This is a genomic window from Clostridium manihotivorum (genome assembly GCF_004015185.1).
Classification (GTDB): Bacteria; Bacillota; Clostridia; order Clostridiales; family Clostridiaceae; genus Clostridium_AR; species Clostridium_AR manihotivorum.
The window spans coordinates 4,242,783-4,267,511 of sequence record NZ_CP025746.1; the positions used below are offsets into that span (position 1 = coordinate 4,242,783).

A 24,729-nucleotide genomic window follows, 5' to 3' on the forward strand; every position below is an offset into this window, starting at 1 on the left:
ATATATGGATTATAATCCCAGTAATTATGAATCAAAATAATTTATATAGGTTCTGTTAAAGTACTGTGTTGAAATTAAACATAGCCTTTATATGAAAATAATTCCCCATATATTTCTCTAATCTATCTAATACTACTTTAATAGCTTTCGTATTGATTCAGTTGAACTTTTCGATAGCTTCCACACCTTATTATCATTCATAATAATACCTTCACTAGTATCATCGAGCCATAGATTATAGTTTTCTTTATGATTGTTAGTAAGCACTATAGTTACTGAGTAGTCTGGCGTTCTAATATCAATTTTCACATTTAACCTTTTCTTAGAGTTAAATGCATTTATAAATCTAGCTATGTGTTTCTTATCCTTAAAGTTCCAAGTATTGATTATAGTTTTAGGTGAATTTTGTGCTAATTTATTTATTATTAGGTTTGAAACTTCACTACTTCTATAACTTTCATTATCCTTGTATTGATAAAATATTATACAAACCGCTAGAACTATACCAATTGAAATTATTGTTATAAAGATTTTATTTTTCAATAAAAGTTTCATATAAACTCCTTTCTATTAAAGATGTACCACGCTTTTAACCTACATTTAAGATTAACTTAGGATCAATTTTTACTTAGTAAACTATTAGTTCAGAATCGAGTAGGAGCTGAATAATTATTTTATTCAGCGTCCTCTCACACCACCGTGCATACCGGTCTGGTACACGGCGGTTCTTTAAGTTGAATGAATTTTAATATATTGACGCGTTAGGCTTTTTAAGCCTAAGTCCGAGAAGAATTTATTTGTAAGAGTTGTGTTTAATATTGCACTATTTGCTACTCGCCAGTATCCTTTGCGGGTATTGGCAAACTTTATAGCTTGGTAGTGTTCAAGTCCCAGCTTCTTAAGGTTTTTATATCTAGTTCTAACTTTCTTCCACTGTTTCCATATACACATTCTTAATCTTTTCCTTATCCAAATATCTAAATGCTCCACTATTCCTTTGCATTTGGCTATTCCATAATAGTTAATCCAACCAATATTAATTTGGTTCAATTTTTCTATTCTTTGTTCCAAAGTTATCGGTTTTGATCTAGATAGGACTTCTCTGATTTTATCTTTGTATCTCTTTAACGATTGCTTTGATATAGATGAGTATGCTTTACCAAACATTAGGTTTAGCGTGAATCCTAGAAACTTTCTCTTCCAAGGTCTATCTACTGCACTTTTATCTCTGTTCACCTTCAATTTGAGTTTGCCTTCAATGAAATTTGTTATATTTGCCATTACTCTTTTCCCAGCTCTCTCACTTTTAACATAGATATTACAGTCGTCCGCGTAGCGACAAAATTTATGACCTCTCATTTCTAACTCTTTATCTAGTTCATCTAGCATTATGTTAGATAATAGTGGACTCAACGGTCCTCCTTGTGGAGTTCCTTCTTCATTTCTGACCACTACACCATTTATCATTATTCCTGACTGAAGATATTTCCTTATTAGGGATAATACTCTCTTATCCTTAATGCTTCTTGATAATTTATGCATTAAGATATCATGGTTAACCTTATCAAAGAATTTCTCTAAGTCCATATCAACAACCCACCTATAGCCATCATTGATATACTGTTCTGCTTTCTTAATTGCATCTTTAGCTCCTCTTTGAGGGCGGAAGCCAAAGCTACTTTCAGAGAATCTTCTATCATAAATACTATTTAATTCTTGAGCAATAGCTTGTTGGATAAGTCTATCCAAAACTGTAGGTATACCCTAAGAGCCTAGTTCCACCATTAGGTTTTGGAATTTCTACTCTTCTAACTGGCATTGGTCTATACTCACCATTAAGAATACTTTCTCTAATAGATATCCAGTTTGTTTTCAAAAATTGTTTAAGTTCATAAACTGTCATTCCGTCCACGCCGTGGCTACCTTTATTAGAAATTACTCTTTTAAGAGCCAAGTTCATATTATCCTTGGATAATATCCTTTCTAGTGAGCCATATTCAAATCCACTGATTTTCTCCTTTGGAGTTGCCGAGAATTCTCTATGCACTCTTTGCTTATCTTCGAGTTCCACTCTATCTTGGGCACTAGAGCCTAAATATTTAGTTTTCTGCAATCTTTGAGTATTCTGCGAAACTTTCAAACTTGAAAACCTCCTTAAAGTTCAGTCCTTCATCCGCTATCGCGATTAGCGGAGTTACTATGACTTCTGCTGACTTCTGATAGTTCAGTTACATATCGCTATGTAGGTTACCGCTTAGAAATTCATCTTTGTTAGCGATGTATCTATCAGACCTCCCCAGGTAAGAACAACAACCTTCATCTCATATATCTGCTACATTTACTCCTAGGAATTGGGATAGTGTAGGACTTCGTTTTGTATTGCAAACTCGTCCGTTCCTAGTAAGCCTTGTATGTAGTTCGTATCCCTCAGACCGAGACTTTGCCTTAAGCTTCCTTCAGATTCCACCTCACGATGGACACCCTTGCCCTTAGCTAGTGGTTCCCACTATCAAGCCCACAGCGGACTTTCACCGCCAAGTTGTTGCCCATGCTGGGCACACAATAAAAAATTACACTAGAATAAATCTAATGCAATTTCTTTACAGTGTATATTTCCCCATTCTTCTACGATAACTATTTGCTATTCTACATAAAACAGACTCAATTAAACTATTGTGCTATTTATTATTTTCTGAGCTTTTCAACCTCTTCTATTAGCAAACCGGTTTTTAATGAAATGGTTTCATCATCCAAAACATCTAATAGATTTTTAGCGATTGCTATAGCTTTGTTTTTCTCACCTTGCTCAAGGCCTTTCTTTATTCCTTGCTGTATACCTTGCTCTAGCCCTTGCTGTATACCTTCCTCTTTAGCTTTATTAAGGGCACTAACCTTATCTTTTAGTATTTTTGCTCTCATCTCATATATTTCTCTTTGCACTGAGTCATTGCTCATCTTTATCAGCTTATCTTTTGCCTGCCTTATCTCTTCCACTGTGAGTTCTAAGCTTCTTACCTTTTCACTTTCAGGATTTTTTAAGAATTCCGTCCATGCTACTAACATATCCTTCTCATCGGTATTATCTTTGAGCTTTGGAATCTCTATAAAATGCATCTCGATTATATCTGTAAGTTCTTCGTTAGTTTCTATTTCCTTTAGCCTATAGCCAGTGTGAAAGCTTTCTGTATTTAAATACTTGAAGTTTAATATATTTATACATATTGTCCTGCATAAGTTAGAGTAGGCTTCTCCTTCAGCCAGTTGCGCTTCCTGCATCTTACTTAGATAATATAGACTCCTTTTTACCATATTATATTCATTCTTAAGCTGTATTTCTATGTTAACTATTTCATTGTTGCTAGTAGTTGCTTTAACATCTAATCTAGAGTACTTATCTTCGATAAATTGCTTTTCTATATCATTTCCCTTTATCTCTACTGCTGTAATCTTATCTTTGGGCTTTAAAATCGCATTTAAGAAGGATATAAGTATCTCTGGATTTTTGTCTGAACCAAATATGTTTTTGAATACAAAATCTACCTTTGGGTCTAATAGTCCTTTAAGCATAAGATTGCACCTCCGTAAATTCTTTTACTTTAATTATATACCACGTATGATATTTAATAAACCTACTTTTCTTGAACTATAGGGTTTGATTTTATTTAGACATATCTTCCATTTATATACCATAATACTCATATTAGTTGAAAGTAGCATATACCAATGTATTAAATAAATGTGGGTGACTTCTCTCTTAATAATTTCAGTAGTTTTATATATCTAGAGTACCAACTTCAAATATTAATTTATACATAACCGATAATCGTCAAAAAGCACTATTATAGAACATGTATAAATTAAGTTTTGTACATGTTCCCTATAGAACTTGTATATCAAAAGTATAACAACATTTATTTAATACATAGCAATAGGGAGTTAAAAATATATATACAAGGTAGTTAGAGACGTTTATCGTAAAACTATATATAGAGAGAAGCTTCAATTCTAAGGCATTTCCTACGCATCACTGTTGTCCTACTACCTACAACAAAGTTTAAAGATTTGATTACTTTAAATTCAATGCATTTTAACTTCTTAAAAAGTAAAGAAGTTATATTGTTAAAAATAAATATTTTTAACTTGTTAAGAATTTATTGATAAAATGCGGGTTTGAAGGTCTTTTATCATCTCAAGTTTTGCATTTAATTAAGAAATGTTATACACAGGACTTTCTTTCATTATTTATATCTTTCTTATGTCTTCCATTTAACTAAGCAAATTTTCTTTCTCCTAGCTTACAGGCTACTATCACCATTAATATTGATAAACCTAAGATGATCCAAATTGGTGCAATTGTAGCAGTACTAACTACTCCCTCCTGTATTTTTCCAATAAACATAATAACCCACTTTGTTATTGTTGAATTACTAATATACTTCAATACTGTTGGCATTTTATTTAATGGTAGGAATGATCCTCCTAACAATGACATTATTAAAGCAACAACAGATGCAATAATACTTGCTTGCAATTCTGTCTTACACAGATTGACAATCAAACAACTTAAGCTTGAAGCAACAACAGCTATTATCAATCCAATTAGAAGCAACTGCATTGAATTAACTCCAATGTCTATAGGTAACATGCTTAGTACCCCTACAGAAACTACTATCTGTACGATTGTACTTAAAAAGTTATATAGAAATGTTCCAAGTATATAAATAACTGGTTTGTTTGGAGATATTAAAAATCTTCTCAACGTTCCCTCTTGTTGATCCCTTATTATATTACATGCCGCTAAGGTACAAGTTATTATTAAGGTTAATAGTATGAACCCTCCTCCTCTTTGGGCTGCAGTCATACTGTCACTCTCCATTTTTGTTAAGATATCCTCAAAGCCCTTTACCTCTCCTGTAGTAAAATAGTTCTTCATGATTTCATTAACATTTTCTTGAAACTTACTATCCAAGCAAGTTACCACAAAAGATTGATCTTTGTTAAGTTCAATTACAACAGCATATTTACCCAGTATCATGTCCGTATTAATACTACCTTTATTTGCATATTTTATATTAAGACCACTTATAGAATTCGTCTTATCTTTAAACTGCTGATAGACCTGTCCTGATCCGTTATCAATAATTCCAATATTAATTGAGGGATTCATTAGACTATTAACCCCAATAGCAACAATAACAGCAAATACTGGTACTAAGAATGTTAGGACTAATTTCTTCTTATACTTGAAACTCCTAATTAGCTCATTTCTTGTCACTAAAAATATACCCATTATAGAAATGCCTCCTTTCTAAATCTTTTTATAGCTCCAAAGGAGAAGATAATCCCTGAAGCTAGCGTTATTATTAATGCTATAAAATAAACTTTCATAGTATTATCATTAATCATAAGAAATATTCCTTTATTAATCCATGTTAATGGTGAAATATAACTTATGATTTCTATGCCCCTGCCTAGGGACCCTATTGGGAAGAAAGTTCCCCCTAAAACTGCCATAATCAATATGGGAGTACTAATGAAGTTTTTTACCTGCATAAAATCTTTTGTGCTTACACCTATGAAAGTCCCAATAGCACATGACATTAAACCTAATAGAGAAAACAGAATAAAAACTTCCAAAAACCTACCATCATAATTTACTCCAAAAGCAAATTTGCATATAAGCATTAATATGAAATTGTATACCATTATAACAAGTGTTGATGATACAATCTTAGATAATACAATAGCTGCCTTACTAATTGGCGCTATTATAAACCTTTCTCCACATTTTTGCATGCTTTCCTCACGTGTAACATACACAAGAGTAACTGATCCTAGAAAAGTACAAAATGGAATTGTTACCATGCTGTAATAATAATATGAGGTTATTCCTTTATCTCCAGAAAAATAATTGGAGGCCATATATCCTAGTATTGCTATTAAAACTAAAGGAAATATAGTTCCATAGCCAATTAAAAAAGAGTCCTTTATCCTTTTTCTCATTCCTATACTAAATAATACGCTAAATCCATTCATCTTTTCACCTCTTAATCCCTTAATTCTTTACCAGTTAGGTACAAGAAGATTTCTTCCAGATTGTTAAATCCTTGTTTCTTATATTTTTCCTTTATTACTTCTTTATCTCCTTGCTCTATGATTTTACCTTCATCAACGAATATTAACCTCGTACAAATAGCTTCTACTTCCTCCATATAGTGAGAAATATATATTATAGTCGTTCCTTCATCTTTAAGCTTTTTAGTTACTTCCAGTATATTATTTCTGGATTGAGGATCTATTCCTACGGTAGGTTCATCCATAATTAGTAATTTAGGTCTATGCACTATTGAGCATGCTATATTAAGTCTTCTTTTCATCCCTCCTGAGAATGAATCTGGGTAGTCTTTTCTTTTATCCCAAAGACTTACGCATTCCAAAGCCTCCTTAACTCGCTCTTTTAATTCATTTCCTTTCAAACCATACAAAGAGCCAAAGAATTTGACATTATCATAAGCTGAAAGATCTGAAAAAAGTGCTATATCTTGTGGCACTAAGCCTAATTCTTTTTTAAAAACTTCCTCATTTTCTTTTATATCCTTGTTTCGAAATAAAACAGAACCTTTATCCATATCAAGTATTGTAGAAATCATATTTATGGTAGTACTTTTACCAGCTCCATTAGGTCCTAAAAAGCCAATGATTTGCTTATATTCAATATTAAAGGTTATCCCTTTTACCACCTCTTTCCCTCCATAATTCTTTCTTATCTCTTTTACCTGTAATACACTTTCCATTATTAGCCCTCCTATAATAAACATTTTATATACAACATTGAGTATTCAACCTTTAAATTTAGCAATGATCTATCATTGCTAAATTTAAGTACTATTGATTATATATTATTTATTTCCAAGCACTGATATCAGCTTCTCCAAAGCAGCCTTAGATAAATCTGAGTTGTTTAATATCATTTCCTTTAATTGATTTACACTAGCTTTCTCTATATCGATATCATTCATCTCTTTTTCATCAATCTCACTAAAATCAAAGTTTCTAATCATCTCTTCATTCTTTTCACTAAGTTCACAATACATATCAAATTCTTCAATTAGAGCTTTATACCATTTTAGCTCATACTGATAATTAGATATTGTCATATCAAAAGAGATCATTTCAACCTGAGGACTTTTAGAATCGATTTTTCTATTTCTCCAAAAATTCCAATATTCTAGGGTTTTATTCAACTCTTTTATACGTTCTTCAATTATCCTGATAGCAACTTCCTTATCAAGTTTATTAAAGGTGATAGGAAGAATGAACTTATCACTATTCAAAGGAATTAATGACTTATCTAACTCTTTTTCTATAGATTTCTTAAGTTCAACTATTCCTAATTCAGTAACTTTGTAAATTCTTCTTACTCTTGACCCTCTTGTTTCTTCTCTTACCAGCTCAATCTCGCCATCTTTCTCCATTTTACTTAAAGCATAGTAAATTGAGCCTGCTTTAATATTTGCCCAGGTATCAAAACCACTAGCCTGTATAAATTTTTGGATTTCATAACCGTGAGTAGCTTTAATATTTAAATAATATAAAATCAGTATTTTAACCATGTTTTACTTTAGCTCCAATCTATCCATACTAAACATTGTATATTCAACCTTTAGTATGATGATATACCATATATTGTATTATGTCAATACTATTTATTTACAAGTGATTGACCTCTTTATTTTATGCTGTTACAGCTCATTTTCTAATATCTAAGAATAATCTTTTTATCTCTAAGCTTATACTCAAGATAAAATTTCTTGGTTTACACATAGAAATTGATAGCAAAGAGAAAAAGCACCCATCCGCCAAAGATTAGTGCTTTTCTCTAGAATTAAGTGTTAAATTAAATTCATCCAATAGCCCTTAAACAAAATAAGTGTTCTATGGATTGGCTTAGTGTTGACGCACTAAGCTTTTATTAATTATATTATATCAAAATTTCTTGAAGAACAAACAATTTTATTTATGCTATAAAATATACCTACTTAAAAACCCTATATCTCATTTATATTATGTAACCGACAGTTTATTTAAACTTCTGAAGTAAATCTACATTTAGGGTAACTACTGCACCCCTTAAACTTGCCATACTTTCCGTTTCTAACCACTAACTGCGAGCCACATTTTGGGCATATATCTTTATTGACTTTACTTTTATTTTCGCTTACATTTTTATGAATGGCCTGTACATGCGCTTTTCTGTTTTCTTGACTGTCCACGTTTAAGCCAATAAGTTTATTGTATATTTGCTCTTTCATTGCATTTGTTATAGTTTCATCTTTATATGCTTTTATAGTTTTAGGTAAGTTAATGGTATATACAACTGGCGTTTTTGTCTTTACTTTTAAATCTGCTTTTGTAGTAAATGTTACAATTGGAATGTAATTAACCTCCTTAAATTCAGTTAAAGTCTCCTTTAAAGCTTGCACATGCCCATAATTCTGTTTTATTGGGTTATGTAAGAATTCTTTTCGTTTATATATTGTTTGTCTCCATTTATCATCAAACTCATTTCCAGTAATCCATCCCTTATAGTTCTTTGTTTCTATAACAAAAACACCGTAATTTGATATTATAAGATGATCTATTTGAGTTGTTTTGTTTCCTACCTTCAGCATTATATTATTAATAACTTTATATTTACTCTCATCTAAGCTTGACAAGAGAAATGCTACAGATTTTTCACCAAAAAAGCCTTTAATTTTAGGTCCAAATAGGCTCAATATTCCTGCTAAAATCATTAAAGCCCACAAATACCATAGTTCAAATATTAAGTCAATCATATGTAAATTATCCTCTCACTTCTATATATTCAAAGTTAAATGGTCCATGCCAATTTATTGTTATAGTTTCCATTGTGATCACCTAAAATAAAAATTATCTTTAGTCTACACAGCCCTTAATGCTTTTACTTATTCAATCACATTATGGAAGCTTAAATTATATTGCTTAGTCTTAATATTTATCATTTTTATATAACTTAATCAACTCTTCCAATGTAATCTCAATGCCAATTTTCTTCAACAAATCTTTTCTCTCATTATAAAGTTTTTCAAGCATAACTTCAAAGTCTTGTCCTAAATGTATTTGTTTATGACAATTACAACATAGTGAAACAATATTCTCTTCAACATCAAGAGATACATCAAAATCATTATGATAATTAATCGGTATTAAATGATGAGGTTCAGTATACTGTAAATCTGAATTTCTCCTTGTAAAGGTCAAATGATTATTATCAAATTCACACTTATAATTTGCATGTCGTAAAGCATTAAGTGATACCCTGTGACTTCTAGGATATGAGTATTTATTTTTCACATAAACGGGCTGCTTCTTATCTTTCGGCTTACCACTGTACTCAAAGTATGGAGTCCCCTCTATAATATCACTATTTGCTATATCCGAAACAAGATCATCGTCTGAGTAACAATTCTCAGAAAATATATCGAGTTCTTCAATAGCCTGTACAAGTTCATCCCTAATCGTCCATTCCCAGGCCTTTGGTTTTGTTTCAATTAGTTTGCTTTTCATCACAACGATAAATCTTGTTCCTTTAGCTATACCGCCTACACCTTTAACAACAAATCTCTCCAGTTCTTTTTGCACTCTACCAGCTAAGCCATTAATTATTCCGTTAGCACTCATACTATGCTCATTATACTTTTTTCCAATGGCACTACAGGTAGCAGAATGCCTAGGTTCTATGTACCATTTTTTCAAAGCTTCTTTGCTTTTATCATCAAATACCTTAGGATTAACTAAAAGCTCTTTCCATTCCTCTACTGTTATATCAATATCGCAGCAATATTCATCATCAATAATTTCGCATATTTTTTCAACCACGCTTGTCTCCTCCACTCATCCTTAAGCTTTCCACTTACTAATTATTCATAAAGATTTTCTTTTAAAATTAACTACAGCTCTTTAAAAATCATTCTTTTTAACTTAGCATTGTCTATATACACCCATTTAGTGTCTTAATAAACATATTAAATTATCAATAGATAAAAGATCTTTGACTTGTAAAATCTTTATATCCATTAGACTCCCACCTTTGCTTTTGTTCTTCAATATAAAATCTTATCATACCACCGCTATTTTATTTGTCGGCATTTGTCGCAATACTATAATTTTTGTTAGCTAAACTCTGTAACTTCATACAAAAAATAATCACCGATGATTAAACATAAGTGACTCTTAAAGCTTTACTATAAAACGTATTAGTTATTAATAAAATCTATATTTATATTTATGCTTCTGGTAACAGTAACTAAATCTACTATCTCAACCTTATTCAATAGACTTAAATATTTGTTACTAATTCAATTTTTCAAAATTAGATATAATATGTTACAGTTATGGGACTGTAAGTTTTCCGTTTAAAAATTAAAAATAGCTAGTAAGTCCTACTGCCTTTTACTAGCTATTTCTCTAATATTTCTTTTACCCATAATGGAGTTTTATTATCTATCCACATAATCTTACATTTTTTCAAGTAACCATTTTCCATAAACATATCTGTATTTCCATATATATTAATTTTATTGAAATTTACCTATTATCTTTGCCTGTTCTTTTTGTAGAACCATATTACATAAAGTCATATAGAAATCTTGTTCCTCTTTTGTTTTAGCTTCTTTAAATAAGGCTTTTAATTGGCTATATGAATAATTCAAAAAAATATCATATAAACTCTTCTCTTTATTCTCCATATAAAATTTCTCCTTTAAGAAAGATTATTTATATATTATTATATATCAATGCCTAAAAATAATAAACATTAACACTTAGCCAGTTTATCTATTCAAGTCCTTAAATAATTTTCTAATATATATAACCTTATAGAAGAAGTAGTACAAGATCTGAAAGATAAGATAAACTATTCCTATAATTAAGGAGTACATAGCAGATGCTCCACCTTTACCTTGCTGAACCGGCAATGAGTAGCTATAGAAGCTTGCTAATAAAATTCCAAATATATATGGTAAGAAGAATAGTACTCTAAATTCTTTAGAAATTCTGTTTAATTAATTCTTCCACACACTTTTTTATATGCTGAAATTTAACAGGAGCGTAATTCCATCGTTCCACACTAACACAGGCTGATTGTTTAGCCACAGTTGGATACATTTCAGTTCCATGGACATGTCCATATAGATAGAAAAATGGGGTGGCAGAATTAATATATTGTGGGGGCTGATGTTGCATTACAATAAACTCGTTATATACAATTGGATATTTGTATACTTCATCAAAACCACATTCCATCCACTGACTTATTGTCAGATGATTATCATGATTGCCCATAATCAGTATCTTTTTTCCGTTTAGCTTATTAATAATCTCTTTATTTTTTGATAATGAATAGGAGCTCACATCGCCAAGATGAAATACTATGTCATCTTCCTTAACTATGCTATTCCATGAAGCAATCATTTGCTTATCCATATCCTCAATGTTTAAAAATGGTCGTTTTTCGTATGCTATGATATTCCCATCACCAAAATGTGTATCTGCTGTTATAAAAACTTCTGACATATTGTACACCTCATCTCAAAATAAATGAATATATTCTGCTATAAACTAGGTCTATTATATATTAATCATACAATTTTTGCCGGTATATTTATCTTTGCTCTATATAGCAACTCAATCCATCTATTTATATCATCTGGTAATATTGAAAATCTTTCATCAGTAATAAATTTCATTTTCCCATCTGTTTTTATATCTGTAATATTCTCTATCATCTCTCTAAGCTCATCAACGGTGATGAATTCTCTATCATATTGTTTAAGCTCATCTGTAACTTTTTTAACAACATTAATTATTGACAATCTATCAAACTCATCAACAAACTTCCAATCTAATAGGTATAACTCATTAAAGAAAATCTCATTACTTGGTGAACCATTTATATATATTGACGTCACAAGATTATCATGATCTGTAATATATATCTCTCTACCACACTTTTCGCATATAGCTGTACCAACCTGCCCGTATCTCGAACCCAAATGTTCATATAGTTTTGATTGAGCCGTATTACAACATGTACAGTACAAAGGAAAAATATCAATATCCGGTATAAGCTTACTTTCACTCTCAATTCCAATATATATTCGATTTTTCTTAGTTGTAGGTAACTTCAATATTTCCAATCCCATAGTCATTATCCCCTTTATTATATATCCTTTATTATATATCCTTTGTTAAAATCATTCCTTAGATTATTCCAATCTATAATTCCAGAAGTAACTTTTCTATCATAAACCCACATTAATATCTTCGAGAATTATTTGCACTCCGGTTTCTCCGTGGTACAAATAATGAAAGTCTAGTAGCCTCACAATTTATTTTGAACCGTTTATAGAAGTTTTTAGGGTTTAATCAAATATCTATTTAATTATAAAATTAAAAAATATATAAATATATAGGAAACATGCGGTTTTCAGCTGTTTTTACTACTTCTATCACCTTATGTTTATTTATGCAAACAAACTCTCCAAATCCTCTTGTGTCATTTGAGTTATGATGTTATCTTCATTCATATCCTCATCCATTACGTTTTTAATCATTTCTTTCTTCTTTTCCTGTAGATTATATATTTTTTCTTCAATTGTGCCCTTTGTAAGAAGCTTTATAACTTCTACAGTTTTTTGCTGGCCAATTCTATGGGCTCTATCTGTAGCCTGTTCTTCTACCGCTGGATTCCACCATGGATCAAAGTGTATTACAATATCTGCACCAGTTAAATTAAGCCCTGCCCCTCCAGCTTTTAAAGAGATCAAAAATACTTCTGCGTCTCCTTCATTGAACTCCTTAACCATATCCATTCTAAGCTTACTTTTAGTGTTTCCGTCTAAATACATGTATTTCATATTATTTTTGTCTAGTCTAGTTCTGATATTTTTAAGTACAGAAGTAAATTGTGAAAATAAAAGTATCCTGTGCCCTTGGCCAATGCTGTCTTCTAAAATTCCTTGTAAAGCTTCCATCTTTCCATTATCCCCTTCATATTCTTCTATAAATACAGAAGGGTCACAGCATATTTGTCTAAGTCTTGTTAATATGGAAAGGATCTTTATCTTACTCTTATTAAAACCATTTTCTCTTATTTCTTCATCAATCTCATTTTTAGCTTCATCAAGATATGCAGCATAAAGCTTTTTCTGATCTTCTGTCATTTCTACTACCAATTTATGTTCTATCTTAGGAGGTAATTCTTTAACAACATCCTTTTTCAACCTTCTTAAAATAAAGGGATTTATGTGTTTATTTAATTCCTTTAAAGCAGTTACATCACCATTTTTCACTATAGGTGTTTCATATCTTTTTGTGAATTTATCATGGGTAAGTAAATATCCTGGCATAATAAAATCAAAAATAGACCAAAGCTCCGTTAAAGAATTTTCTATTGGTGTCCCCGTAAGTGCAAAATAACCCTTTGCCTTAAGCTCTTTTACCGCAGTGGCATTCACAGAAAATGGATTTTTTATTTGTTGTGCTTCATCTAGAATACAGTAATTAAAAGTAATCTCTTTATACTCTTCTATATCTCTTCGTATCAGTGGGTAGGAAGTAATCACAACATCACAATTATTTATATCGCTTATCATCTCTTCACGCTGCTTCTTAGAGCCAGCTACTACTAGTACCTTCAGTTCCGGAGCAAACTTCTCTATCTCACTTTGCCAATTGTATACTAAGGAAGTTGGCGCTATGACCATAGATTGCTTATTTCCCTTTTCAGATAGCAAAAACGCTATAGTTTGAAGGGTTTTTCCAAGCCCCATTTCGTCTGCAAGTATTCCTCCGAAGCCATATTCTGCTAAGGTCTTAAACCATTTAAAGCCTGTTTTCTGGTAGTTACGCATAATGCTGTCTAGTGACTCAGGCAAATTATATTCCATATCTCTTACGTCTCGTATATTATTGGTAAGTTCTCTAAAGTTCTTACTTCTTTTTACGTAATCCATTTCCTTATCTTTGATTTTTTCATCAAGATACAAGGCGTTATATTTTGAAAGCAGTATCTTTTCCTTGCTTAAATCCTTATCTTTTATATCTAAAAAGCTAATCATCTCACCAAGAGCTTCAATTGATTTATCCTCAAGGGCTACAAAACCTCCTTCTTTAAGCTTGTAATACTTTTTCTTTTCTCTCAAGGCACTGAATATGTTTTTAAGCTCTGCTCTACTAACCCCTTCAAGCTCAAAGGAAAATTCCAACATATTATCCTCATTAAGCTTAATTCCACCTTTTAAGCTTGATTTGCCATAAACCTTGGTGTTCTTAAAGCTTTCTGAATAATATACTTCACCTAGCTCTTGAAGCTTATATATTCCATCTGTAATAAAGCTTACAATATTATTTTCATTTTTCATCACATAATTGCTTTGCTCTTCCTCAAAGCCAAAGCTTTTCAGTATACCTTCACAATTTTCTTCCTTTTTAATATCACGAATCAATATCTTATCAGTGTTTTTAGACCCACTTTTGTCTAATGGATTAATATCTATTTCATCATAGTTAAACTTTAATGATGCAGTCACTATGTCATCTTTTTTATCTAGATAAATCTTACTAACAAGTGGTGCTTCATAAAAATTCTCTTTAATATTTTTGTCAAACGCAACTTCCTTAGCCACAGTTTTTAGCTTAGGTAAAAGATAAGAAGCTATCTTTTCTCCTTCCTTCTTACTAAAAATCGCCTTTTTATTATTTTTACTTGATATTAGCTTATAGATAGGCACATATAAGGAACACTGACTCTTCGGTGGAAGATAGATGCTTCCTTCATACCAGAACACCCTACATTCCTTATCTAGAGGTTTTGGTATACTACCTTCCTGCTCTAACTCTATAATCTCGCTTTTCATACCCATTCTAAACTTTAAAGGCATGGTGCCTTCTATTATCTTTGCATCCTTGTACTCTGTTCCATTTACCGTAATATCAATGGTTCTTTCCTTGGCTAATTTAAAAAATTTATATAATATTCTATCTGTTAATGTAAGCTTCTTTCCACTAAATATTGGATTGTTATAAGAATTGTAATAATCATAGTAGCTAGTACGATCTCCTTCTATATCTCTTATTTCCATGAACAATTCCATTATTTTTTCGTCTACTACATTAAATTTATGTAAATTAGGCTCGTAGGTAAATCCCTTTCCAAACTCTACAACTTCGCCACTTATTAAGGAACTTAAGAACTTCTTCATGTTTTTTACAACATAATTCTTTTCCAGCCCTAATTTAAGTTCAACATAAGGTCTCTCATGATCTAAAGCTTCAAAGAACTTTATTTCCATATTCAGTTCTCTTTTATAATCCTCACTGATTTCAGAAACTTCATTGAAAGCTTCAATTAAAGAGTCTATATCAGATTTTTTTGGAGCACCATTTAAATTATATTGGTACTCTTTACTATACTTTAAAAGCACTGCTGCAATATGCTTACAAAGTGTTTCATCTCCTCGATCAACAGACTCTTCATATTCCTGACAATTGCATTTTCCCTGTACCTGATTTGATATACTGTCATATCTTATATTAACGGTGTTGGTAGTAAACCCATTAAAGGAAATCACATTGCCTACAATATCTAATTGTCTACAGTTTTTAATACCTTTTAGCTCAGTTTGCTTTATTTGTAAAGGTTCAATAAAATCACCTTCATAATATTGTGTTGCTCTTTTAAAGGTAATATCATCTGTCCATTTTTTTAGTAATGCTTCTGTTATTCTCACAATTCAATCCTCCACCAGTTTTTTCAAGTTACTCCTATATAAATGTACCTAAAAGAGGATACTTTAAAATGTCCTACAATAAAAGTACCTAATTTAATATTTTGAATTTATTTTTTATTTTATTAATTTTATATACTTATTTAGATGTATGAATCTACGCATTCTTTAAAGTTTATATTGCCATAAGGTAAGCCTTTCATACATTATTCTATCCTTTATATTCCAGAGCATATTTATCTATTTTATTATAGCCTAAAAACTTATATATCTAAACTTTCAAAACTAGAGATAGCATTCTTTTCCCTAATTCTTTAATCTGTTCAAATCTATAAATCATATCCCACAATTTCCTGCTCCAGCTTTCTTCCATTCTTAAGCATCATTTCAATGGAGTCCCCAAAGATATTAAAATTAATGTCTTCTGCCATATTTAATAAGATATTTCTATCTACTTCGGTTAGTGGTTTAGTATAACTTTTGTATTTCTTAAGTATATCTGCTCCCATGTTCATTGGCTTAAATGGAACTGCGGTTCTTTCAACAAGATGCTTATAAATCCTAAACCCTCCACAGTCTATATCCCCCCAATGATAGTATTCAATATCTGGATATATAGCATAAAGCTTCATCAGAAGTTTTCTTCTACTTTCATTGTGATAACCACCTAGATATATGATTATGGCTTCTATGTCCTTGAATCTATTGAAAGTGGTTAGATTTTCTATGGTAATGAGCCTTTTAACCTGGCGGACGCTTTCAAAGTGTAAAGCGTCCAAATCCCTGCTGTTTATTCCTATTCCGTTTTCGAGCTCGTTTAAATCAATCGTACTACTCTTAAATCTTATTTTTCCGCTTCCCTTGAACATTACATAGGATGGGTTCTTAAGTATATTGAACTCACCAAGTAAATCTTCAACTTCTAATAGGTAATCCTTATTAGGATGAAACTCTAGGATAATATTTTTCACCTTGCCTTCCATAGCCTCTAAGGTTTTGGAATTCTTATAAACCTTCATAGATAGTTCCCTTAAATATATTTCTTCCTCATTGCAGGTAACAGCTTGAACCGCCAAAAGAAGCTCTTCTAAATATTTCAAGTCATTTAGAGGGAAATACTTCTTTACAGATTTATTGTCCAATACTCGTTCTGTCATTGCTTGTATAAATTCAGCTAAGGTTTCTCCTTGGTATGGGAAATTAGAAAGTAGCTCAATTACCTTGTCCTCCAAGGCTTTCTTTTTCTTTCTCTTAACGTAGTTATATGCTTCATCAAGGTTATTGGTATTTAGTGCAACTTTTTCAATAATATGTCCTTCTCGTCGGTTTTTCCAAAAAATCTCTATCAATTCTTTATATTGAAGATTCATTGCTATCTGATTTATATCATCGTAAATAGTAGACTCTTCATCAAAATAATCCGGCATATTCTTCTTGTTAAAAACACAGAAAATCCTCTGATTATTTTTATTACTTTCACTGTATAGAGCGCTGCCTTCATAAGAGTCTAGAAGTCTGTTAATCAGAAGTTCATCATACCTTTTCATAAGAATAAACCTCTACATAACTTATATTATCTTCTTTCAGTGCAAGAAGAGTGCTATCAACCTGTGGCCCTATGTATTGAATTTTCTCTGGCGGCGCAGCTATTATCATCTGAAGTGGAAGATTATTTAAAAATTCAAGCACACCAGTAGTTCTCTCATCGTCCATCTTGTCAAAGGCTTCATCAAAAAGAATCAGTCCTATGCTTTCATTGCCAATACCTTGGCTGTAAAGCTGAACAAAAGAAGCAGCTATAGTTACATAGAAAGGTGTCTGAGTCTCCCCTCCGCTTTTCTCTCTAGCAACTTTTGAGTAATAGGATTCTGTACCATCTCCATGATTAATATGTATATCATAATCCATATAGGTCCTGTAATCCGTGAACTCCTCTAGGGTTTTTGAACTGTTCTCTTCATCAAGAGTAAGTTTTTCAAAAAGCTCATCTATTACTTCCTTATGTCTATCATTAAACTGCCCACTCAAAAGGGAATAGCCGTCTACAATATTAAAATCATCCATAATCATTTTGTAGTATTTACTGAAGCGCTTGCTTTCTGAGTATTTAAACTCATATGACTCACTTCCAAATTTGATATCTTTAAGTGCTTTGTTTAGCTGTTTAAATTCTCCTTGAGCCTTTTTGATATTCTCCTGTAGCTTTGACAAAAATTGTTCCTTAAATTCAAGTTCTGCTCCCTTTTTTGCCTCATATACCTTTTCTTCATATGATAAAAGCTCTGAGCTCTTTAGCTTATTTAATTCCTCAAGGAATAGTCTTGCACCTTCATAGGTTGCCTCAGCACCAAAGTCATGCTCTGACTTGTATCTATACTGCATATCTCTCAAGGCTTTCTCTTGATCCCCACGCAATGTCTCTGTTCTCTTTTTAGTTCCTTCATAATCTTCCTTTATCTTTTTTGCAGTCTTTTTGGAAACAAAAATTCCCTCATACTCCTTCTGTGCTTTTTCAAGCTTTTCTAAAAGAGCCTTCTCCGCATTATTAAGTTCTTCCTCTTGTCTTTTAAGGCTTTCTTCTTCAAATGCCTTTGCCTTAACCTCATTTTTTATTTGGTTATCGTTGGAGCCTTTCTTACTTAATATATTTTCTTTTTCCTTATCAAGCTTTTCTATTTCTTTTTTTAATCCCTCAATGACCATTTGCTTTTGAAAAAAGTTATTGTTTTTTTCAAGTTCAGTTTTTTTGACTTTTAGACTTTCAAGCTGTTCCTTATTAGTCTTAAGTCTTGGTAAAACTTCTAGGTTGTATTTTATTTCTGTTTCTCTATCTCTTCCTAAAAGTTCTTTGTATTTGTTAAGCTCCTTCAAGCTATCTATTACAGATCTTTTCTGCTGTTCCAAAGCACTTTTTTCCTCTAGTGCCTGCTCCAGCTGAATTTTATAAGCATCTTCTCCAATGTATGGCGTTTTATATACCTTTGGATCTATTACTCTTGCCACATGGTTTTGATAAAGCATACAACCTGGGGTAATAGAGCATTTATAAAGCTTTAATTCTTCCACCTTTTCGCAAAGCATAACCTTTCCAAGTATCATATTTGCAAACCTCTTTGCCCATATACTCTGAGAGGTTACAACTGAAGCTAAAGTATCATTACTGCTTTTATCGTATCCTTCTAACTTACTAGTATTTATTAAACCTGCCGAATGCAGACCTCTATTTTTTCTAAGGTTCTCATATACATTTAAAGCTAGATCAAAATCTTCTGGCTCCACTATAATATAAAACCTTTGAGTATTTAAATAGCCTTCTACAGCATTTTTCCAGCGTTCATCTGTTATCCTCAAAAGCTCACATAAAATCCTTGGTTCGCTAGCTTTTCCTGCCTTATTAAAGGCTTTCTTGATTTCCTCTAACAGCATTGTTATTTCAGGTTTATACTGAAGTTTTTTCTTTTCAAGCTCCGTTATTTTCTTATTTACCTGTGAAAGTCTTACATCAAAATCTTCTTTTTCAGCTTCATGCTTATAAACCTTCTTTGAAACTTCTTCACTTCTATAACGCTTATCTTTCACAAAGGTTTCCATTATACTGCTGACAGTAGAAGTTTCAAAATTCTGCATAACCTGCCTTGCAGAGTTGAGATAACTAATGGCTGATGGGAAGTCTTTCTCAATAGCTACTAGAGATTCTGTATTTTTAATAGACTCCTTTAGCGCTGCCATAAGACTGACTTTCTTTTTTTCAAGTTCCCTAATCTGAGGTTCAAGTGAATATATCTTACTTTCCAAATCTTTTATAGCCAGATACTCTTCATTATGCAGAAGTTCATACTCAAGTTTATCTTTAGTATCATTTTTTCCTGAAATTTCATTATTTATCTGGTTTCTTTGAGCTTCTAGTGCATCTATTTCATCACTAAGCTTCTTGATACTAAATTCAAACCTTGCTATGTTTTCTTTAGATATATCTACATCAGATCTTTTAATAATATAGTCATAAACCTTTTCTCTTTCTTCGTAATTAACTATCTTATCATAACATTCACTAATAGCCTCTAGCTTTTGTATCTTAATTTTTATGATACTCAGCATCTTCTCTAGTTCTTGGTAGCTTCTAACATTTTCCTTCAATACTTCAATATTAACTTCTTTTTTATCTAATACGTAGGAATATACAAAGTCCTTAATATCATCGATAGGTTTAAAGGCCAGTGCTTTAGGTACAAGTTCAAAGAACTTATCTTCAAGACGTCCAAAACGGTTTTTGAAATCCTTCTTCGCATCAGTTTGATTAAAGGTCTGCACCTTCTTGTTTGTATTTCTAAATAAATCTATATTCTTAGGTTTATTTCCTTGTAAAAACAACTCGTCCTTTATACCTTGATTTTCTATTCTATACCACACAGTCTTCTCTTTGGTTTCTGATGCAGAGTCTATTACTGCACCTACAAGGAAGGTTCTATTTTTTTCCGCCTCGTAAAACTCCAAAGCAATATGCGCTGTAACTTGCCCCTCTCTCTCATAGGGCTTACTCTCCTTACCTGTTTTACATCTTACATAACCTGCTAAGGTTCTTTTTCCGTTTTCGTTGGCTGCCTTGTTAAAATTGTTCTTTGAGCAAGTAAGAACAAGTTGAATAGCATCAAGAATAGTTGACTTACCTGCTCCATTTTCACCTGACAAAAGTACAGAATTGTTTATTTCAATAGTTTCATTTAAAAAACGATGCCAATTAATAAGTCTCATCCTCTTCAACTTCTTCAACAGCTTCACCACCTTTCTTATAAATATTTATCTTGTCGTAAACCGCCTTAATATCATCTACTCTCAAAGCCATTAATATGGAATGATATATAATAATCCTTGAATCTTCATTGGTAAGGTCCCTATCCAAATTATTTATTATGTTAAACCTTTTAAAAAGCTTAAGGGAGTTATTCAATGTAGTCTTATCAATAAGTTTATCCCTTATTTTTAGTGCCATAAACTTCTCCTGTATTTCCCCAACGGTCACTACTACATCATTTGTCAGAGATAACTCTCTAATTTTCTCATCAAAAAGCACTCTTAGTAGTAAAAGAATTATGGAATCAAAAAGCTTTAGCTGGATTCTATTAAAATTCAAAGTATTTACTAACTGAGCTACACCATATTCCTCATTGATTTCTATCTGAAAGCCTAATATTTTAAAATAGCTATTAAACTCTTCCTTATGTCTAAGTATAAAATAATAGTCATTTTTATTTGCCTCATTCTTTTTGCAAAGAAAACAAATACTAAGCAGCTTATTGCTTATCTTTTTAAATTCTTCCATTTCCCTAGCCGATAATTTACTTAAAAACTCCAAAGTCATCCCTCCTGTATTCCTTATAAGCACTAAAAGATTATTAATCTTTTAGCCTCCTGTATTCCTTATAAGCACTAAAAGATTATTAATCTTTTAGCCTCCTGTATTCCTTATAAGCACTAAAGGATTATCAATCTTTTAGCCCCCTGTATTCCTTATAAGCACTGAAAGATTATCAATCCTTCAGACTCCTGTATTATTTTCTCCAAATTTCAAAGTCTTTGAATTTATATCCTTTTATATTAACCTCATCTTTGTTAACGATTCTGTAGGACACCCGTTTTCTCTGTCCATAAAGCCTTACATAAATAATCCTAATGAAATCTTCAATAGTATTAAGGGGCATAGCCGATGCTAACATCACTTCTTTTTCCCCAAGAATTTCTCTCACATATTTTTCAATATTATTAGGATTCATGGAGTCCTCTAATTTATTTTTCATGCTATCTAATTTCTGTTTTCTCCTGCTAGCGTCAACAGTTATATCAATAAGTGCCTCAGGCTTGAAGTCTTTCTTTCCTTCAATAGGTGCATAAAAAGAAGCATCATCTAGGAAGCCCTGACTGTAGATTTTAAACAAATTTTCTACATAATCTAAGGAGTAAATGGTGTTAAGACTTATCTCAGAACCTGCCATCTCCTCAGACATATAAAGAAGTATATCTTTTATCTGACCAGACAGGTCCTCGCTGTTTGAAAGCAAAAACTTAGCTCTGTTTATGGCCGATCTCTGATACTGAGAGTTCTTGTTATCAATTTCCTCTATAATAAAATCCATATTATGAAAAGCATCAACCAGTTCTCTTAGAATATCTCTCACTCTTTCCATGCTATCTTCACTTGACAACTCTTTTATTTCGCTGATTTCCTTTGCTGCACTTTTAATAAATTCCTCATCCTTCATATAAGCTTCCAAGGCCTCCACTATTTCTGGTCGGAACTTAGATACATTATCTGAAGTTTTTAGTCTGTGATAAGCTTTATCAATAATATTTGCCCGATAATCATTAAAGAGAATATCCATAATCTCAGCTACCGTAGAATACTTAGTAAGCTCGTCAATATACTTTTTAATATTGGAATTTAAAGACTTAAGTCCTGTTATTAGTTTATCGGTATTTTCAAATATTTGATTGAGTAAAATCCCCTTACTCTCACTATTAGAACGTATAAGCGTATAAATTGTGTAAATATACCCTTGATACTCCAACTTAGTATTATTTACTATTCTATCCAATGTTTTTACTATTTCTACAGCATAATCATTAAAATGAATAAGCTGCACATGACTATAAGTAGTCTCACTAGTGAGCCACCCATATTCAATCAGCTTTCTTACAAACAGATTTGCCTTATCTCTGCTGCCCGCCACAGTTATGTCGTCCTCCACAATATCAGAGCCATAGTCATCAAAATAGTCCTGAAGCTCATCTATCACCAGTTCTCTTTCTATCCCAAAAGATAGCCGGCTATTCATGATAGAATACAATATGTAAATACAATCCCAATATACACTTTTGTTTTTACTGGATAAGGGCGTAAAAAAGTTTTCTGGTATGTTTTTAAATAGCATCTTTTTCTCCTATAGATATTTATTCATTACTGAAATTCAAGTATTTAATCTTTATAATTATACAATTTTTCAACTTTAATTTAAATATTTTATTTAACAACTCATAATTCCTTGAAATTACTAGGTTTAGCTAGCAAAAGTTTTATACTGTCCTGCGAAAAAGACAAGCTGTTTTTCATTGCACCTTGTGTGGGCTTTTACCATCATGTAGGATTCCTAGACAATAAAAAAATCACTAGTTTCAATTTACCAGTGATTCAGAATATATGTGACGCAGTGCGTCAACAATTTTACTTTAGGTTTTAAATCTAATTTAATCTAATTTAATCTAATTTATTTTTTTCTAAGCTTTTTAACCTCTTCTATTAACAAGCCAGTTTTTAATGAAATGGTTTCATCATCCAAAACATCTAACAGATTTTTAGCGATTGCTATAGCTTTATTTTTCTCACCTTGCTCAAGTCCTTGCTCTAAGCCTTTCTGTATTCCTTGCTGTATACCTTGCTCTAGCCCTTGCTGTATACCTTCCTCTTTAGCTTTATTAAGGGCACTAACCTTATCTTTTAGTATTTTTGCTCTCATCTCATATATTTCTCTTTGCACTGAGTCGTTACTCATCTTTATCAGCTTATCTTTTGCCTGCCTTATCTCTTCCACTGTGAGTTCTAAGCTTCTTACCTTTTCACTTTCAGGATTTTTTAAGAATTCCGTCCATGCTACTAACATATCCTTCTCATCGGTATTATCTTTGAGCTTTGGAATCTCTATAAAGTGCATTTCGATTATATCTGTCAGCTCTTCGTTAGTTTCTATTTCCTTTAGCCTATAGCCAGTGTGAAAGCTTTCTGTATTTAGATATTTGAAGTTTAAAATATTTATACATATGGTCCTGCATAGCTTAGAGTAGTCTTCCCCTTCAGTAAGTTGCTCTTCCTGCATCTTACTTAGATAATAGAGACTCCTTTTTACCATATTATATTCATTCTTAAGGTGTATTTCTATGTTAACTATTTCATTGTTGCTAGTAGTTGCTTTAATATCTAATCTAGAGTACTTATCTTCGATAAATTGCTTTTCTATATCATTTCCTTTTATCTCAACTGCTGTAATCTTATCCTTGGGCTTTAAGATCGCATTTAAGAAGGATATAAGTAGCTCTGGGTTTTTATCTGAACCAAATATGTTTTTGAATACGAAATCTACCTTTGGGTCTAATAGCCCTTTAAGCATAAGATTGCACCTCCATAAATCCTTTTACTTTAACTATATACCACGTATGCCATTTAATAAACCTACTCTTCTTAAACCATATGTTTTGATCTTCTTTAGTTATATTTTCTTTTGCACCATGATCCATATGCTATAAACCTTCCTTTTACAGCGAACTGCATTAATCAATTATGCCTATATTAATTGAAACTAGTATACACGAATGTATTTAAAAAATGTGGGTGACTTTGTTCTTTATAACTTCAGTAATGAAAGCCATACTTAAAGATAGCTTGTTTAGTATGAATCATAGTGTATTATCCTGTATTGTCATGTATTATCCTATATTATATATTAAACTATTGGCTATGTTGAAAAATAGTACTGACAATATACTATTTTTTAAAGAACTCAAAACCGACTTAATCCAAAATAATATTATATTAATGTACTTTATGACATTGAAGATACAATGGAATAGATAAGCCCTGTTAAGATCAATAAAAATATAGATAGTACGCTTACAATAAGTGTTATCTTTGAAAGTAAATTAGAAATATTATATTTCTTCATAATCAGCGCAACAGAGCCACCAATAAGTATAGATAGTACCCATATTATGAAGCCTTTTGTTTCATGCAATAATTGATCGTTAGTAACCCATAGTTCTGCAAAAAAGAAAAATATACATATAGAAATAATTGATATGATTTGAGCAAATGGTTTTAACAAAGCTTTCATATCCACCCCACCTTAATTTGACCTAATATTTTTTATTGTATATA

19 protein-coding genes and 1 pseudogene are annotated in these 24,729 nt (G+C 31.5%); all 20 read right to left on the bottom strand.

The window, feature by feature from the left end; translation table 11 throughout:
* Nucleotides 1–132: 132 nt before the first annotated feature.
* The 20 genes and pseudogenes from C1I91_RS19095 to C1I91_RS19185 all read right to left on the bottom strand — a co-directional run bounded on the left by C1I91_RS19095 (nucleotide 133) and on the right by C1I91_RS19185 (nucleotide 24,685).
* Nucleotides 133–555 (bottom strand): YhfM domain-containing protein, encoded by a 423-nt coding sequence (locus tag C1I91_RS19095; protein ID WP_128214302.1) that lies wholly within the window; start codon nucleotides 553–555, stop codon nucleotides 133–135.
* Nucleotides 556–729: 174 nt separating this feature from the next.
* Nucleotides 730–2,140, bottom strand: a pseudogene (ltrA, locus tag C1I91_RS19100) (group II intron reverse transcriptase/maturase).
* A gap of 545 nt (nucleotides 2,141–2,685) precedes the next feature.
* Nucleotides 2,686–3,567, bottom strand: a complete 882-nt coding sequence (locus C1I91_RS19110) for an Rpn family recombination-promoting nuclease/putative transposase (RefSeq protein ID WP_128214303.1) — start codon at nucleotides 3,565–3,567, stop codon at nucleotides 2,686–2,688.
* A 703-nt stretch (nucleotides 3,568–4,270) separates the two neighbouring features.
* Nucleotides 4,271–5,290, bottom strand: a complete 1,020-nt coding sequence (locus C1I91_RS19115) for an ABC transporter permease (RefSeq protein ID WP_128214304.1) — start codon at nucleotides 5,288–5,290, stop codon at nucleotides 4,271–4,273.
* A complete protein-coding gene (locus C1I91_RS19120) occupies nucleotides 5,290–6,036 on the bottom strand; it encodes an ABC transporter permease (RefSeq protein ID WP_128214305.1) in 747 nt (248 codons plus the stop codon). Before C1I91_RS19120 ends, C1I91_RS19115 begins: the two co-directional genes overlap by 1 nt.
* 11 nt (nucleotides 6,037–6,047) lie before the next feature.
* On the bottom strand, nucleotides 6,048–6,794 hold the full coding sequence (locus C1I91_RS19125) for an ABC transporter ATP-binding protein (RefSeq protein ID WP_128214306.1): 747 nt from the start codon (nucleotides 6,792–6,794) through the stop codon (nucleotides 6,048–6,050).
* Between the two features lie 105 nt (nucleotides 6,795–6,899).
* On the bottom strand, nucleotides 6,900–7,613 hold the full coding sequence (locus tag C1I91_RS19130; protein ID WP_128214307.1) for a PadR family transcriptional regulator: 714 nt from the start codon (nucleotides 7,611–7,613) through the stop codon (nucleotides 6,900–6,902).
* A 471-nt stretch (nucleotides 7,614–8,084) separates the two neighbouring features.
* Nucleotides 8,085–8,837 (bottom strand): NERD domain-containing protein, encoded by a 753-nt coding sequence (locus C1I91_RS19135; RefSeq protein ID WP_128214308.1) that lies wholly within the window; start codon nucleotides 8,835–8,837, stop codon nucleotides 8,085–8,087.
* Nucleotides 8,838–9,009: 172 nt separating this feature from the next.
* Complete coding sequence (locus tag C1I91_RS19140) at nucleotides 9,010–9,900, bottom strand: HNH endonuclease (protein ID WP_128214309.1); 891 nt, start codon at nucleotides 9,898–9,900, stop codon at nucleotides 9,010–9,012.
* A 698-nt stretch (nucleotides 9,901–10,598) separates the two neighbouring features.
* The gene (locus tag C1I91_RS28325) at nucleotides 10,599–10,769 is read right to left on the bottom strand and encodes a hypothetical protein (RefSeq protein WP_164880590.1); all 171 of its coding nucleotides are present in this window, start codon (nucleotides 10,767–10,769) and stop codon (nucleotides 10,599–10,601) included.
* 298 nt (nucleotides 10,770–11,067) lie between these two features.
* Nucleotides 11,068–11,595 carry a metallophosphoesterase gene (locus C1I91_RS19145; protein ID WP_128214310.1) on the bottom strand — a complete coding sequence of 176 codons (528 nt, stop codon included), beginning with the start codon at nucleotides 11,593–11,595 and terminating at the stop codon, nucleotides 11,068–11,070.
* A 65-nt stretch (nucleotides 11,596–11,660) separates the two neighbouring features.
* Entirely contained in the window at nucleotides 11,661–12,224 is a 564-nt protein-coding gene (locus C1I91_RS19150) for a hypothetical protein (RefSeq protein WP_128214311.1), read from the bottom strand.
* 321 nt (nucleotides 12,225–12,545) lie between these two features.
* Nucleotides 12,546–15,812, bottom strand: a complete 3,267-nt coding sequence (locus C1I91_RS19155) for an SNF2 helicase associated domain-containing protein (RefSeq protein ID WP_238475840.1) — start codon at nucleotides 15,810–15,812, stop codon at nucleotides 12,546–12,548.
* A 326-nt stretch (nucleotides 15,813–16,138) separates the two neighbouring features.
* Nucleotides 16,139–17,356: a Wadjet anti-phage system protein JetD domain-containing protein gene (locus tag C1I91_RS19160; RefSeq protein ID WP_128214313.1), complete on the bottom strand. Its 1,218-nt coding sequence runs from the start codon at nucleotides 17,354–17,356 to the stop codon at nucleotides 16,139–16,141.
* A complete protein-coding gene (locus tag C1I91_RS19165; RefSeq protein ID WP_128214314.1) occupies nucleotides 17,343–20,579 on the bottom strand; it encodes an ATP-binding protein in 3,237 nt (1,078 codons plus the stop codon). Before C1I91_RS19165 ends, C1I91_RS19160 begins: the two co-directional genes overlap by 14 nt.
* Nucleotides 20,548–21,162 carry a DUF4194 domain-containing protein gene (locus tag C1I91_RS19170; RefSeq protein ID WP_338032562.1) on the bottom strand — a complete coding sequence of 205 codons (615 nt, stop codon included), beginning with the start codon at nucleotides 21,160–21,162 and terminating at the stop codon, nucleotides 20,548–20,550. Before C1I91_RS19170 ends, C1I91_RS19165 begins: the two co-directional genes overlap by 32 nt.
* A 196-nt stretch (nucleotides 21,163–21,358) precedes the next feature.
* On the bottom strand, nucleotides 21,359–22,735 hold the full coding sequence (locus C1I91_RS19175; protein ID WP_164880591.1) for a Wadjet anti-phage system protein JetA family protein: 1,377 nt from the start codon (nucleotides 22,733–22,735) through the stop codon (nucleotides 21,359–21,361).
* Nucleotides 22,736–23,068: 333 nt separating this feature from the next.
* A complete protein-coding gene (locus C1I91_RS19180) occupies nucleotides 23,069–23,965 on the bottom strand; it encodes an Rpn family recombination-promoting nuclease/putative transposase (protein ID WP_128214317.1) in 897 nt (298 codons plus the stop codon).
* Nucleotides 23,958–24,092, bottom strand: a complete 135-nt coding sequence (locus C1I91_RS29455; RefSeq protein WP_275051629.1) for a hypothetical protein — start codon at nucleotides 24,090–24,092, stop codon at nucleotides 23,958–23,960. The genes C1I91_RS19180 and C1I91_RS29455 overlap by 8 nt, the downstream gene beginning before the upstream one ends.
* Before the next feature lie 305 nt (nucleotides 24,093–24,397).
* Nucleotides 24,398–24,685, bottom strand: a complete 288-nt coding sequence (locus C1I91_RS19185) for a hypothetical protein (protein WP_128214318.1) — start codon at nucleotides 24,683–24,685, stop codon at nucleotides 24,398–24,400.
* Nucleotides 24,686–24,729 lie beyond the last annotated feature (44 nt).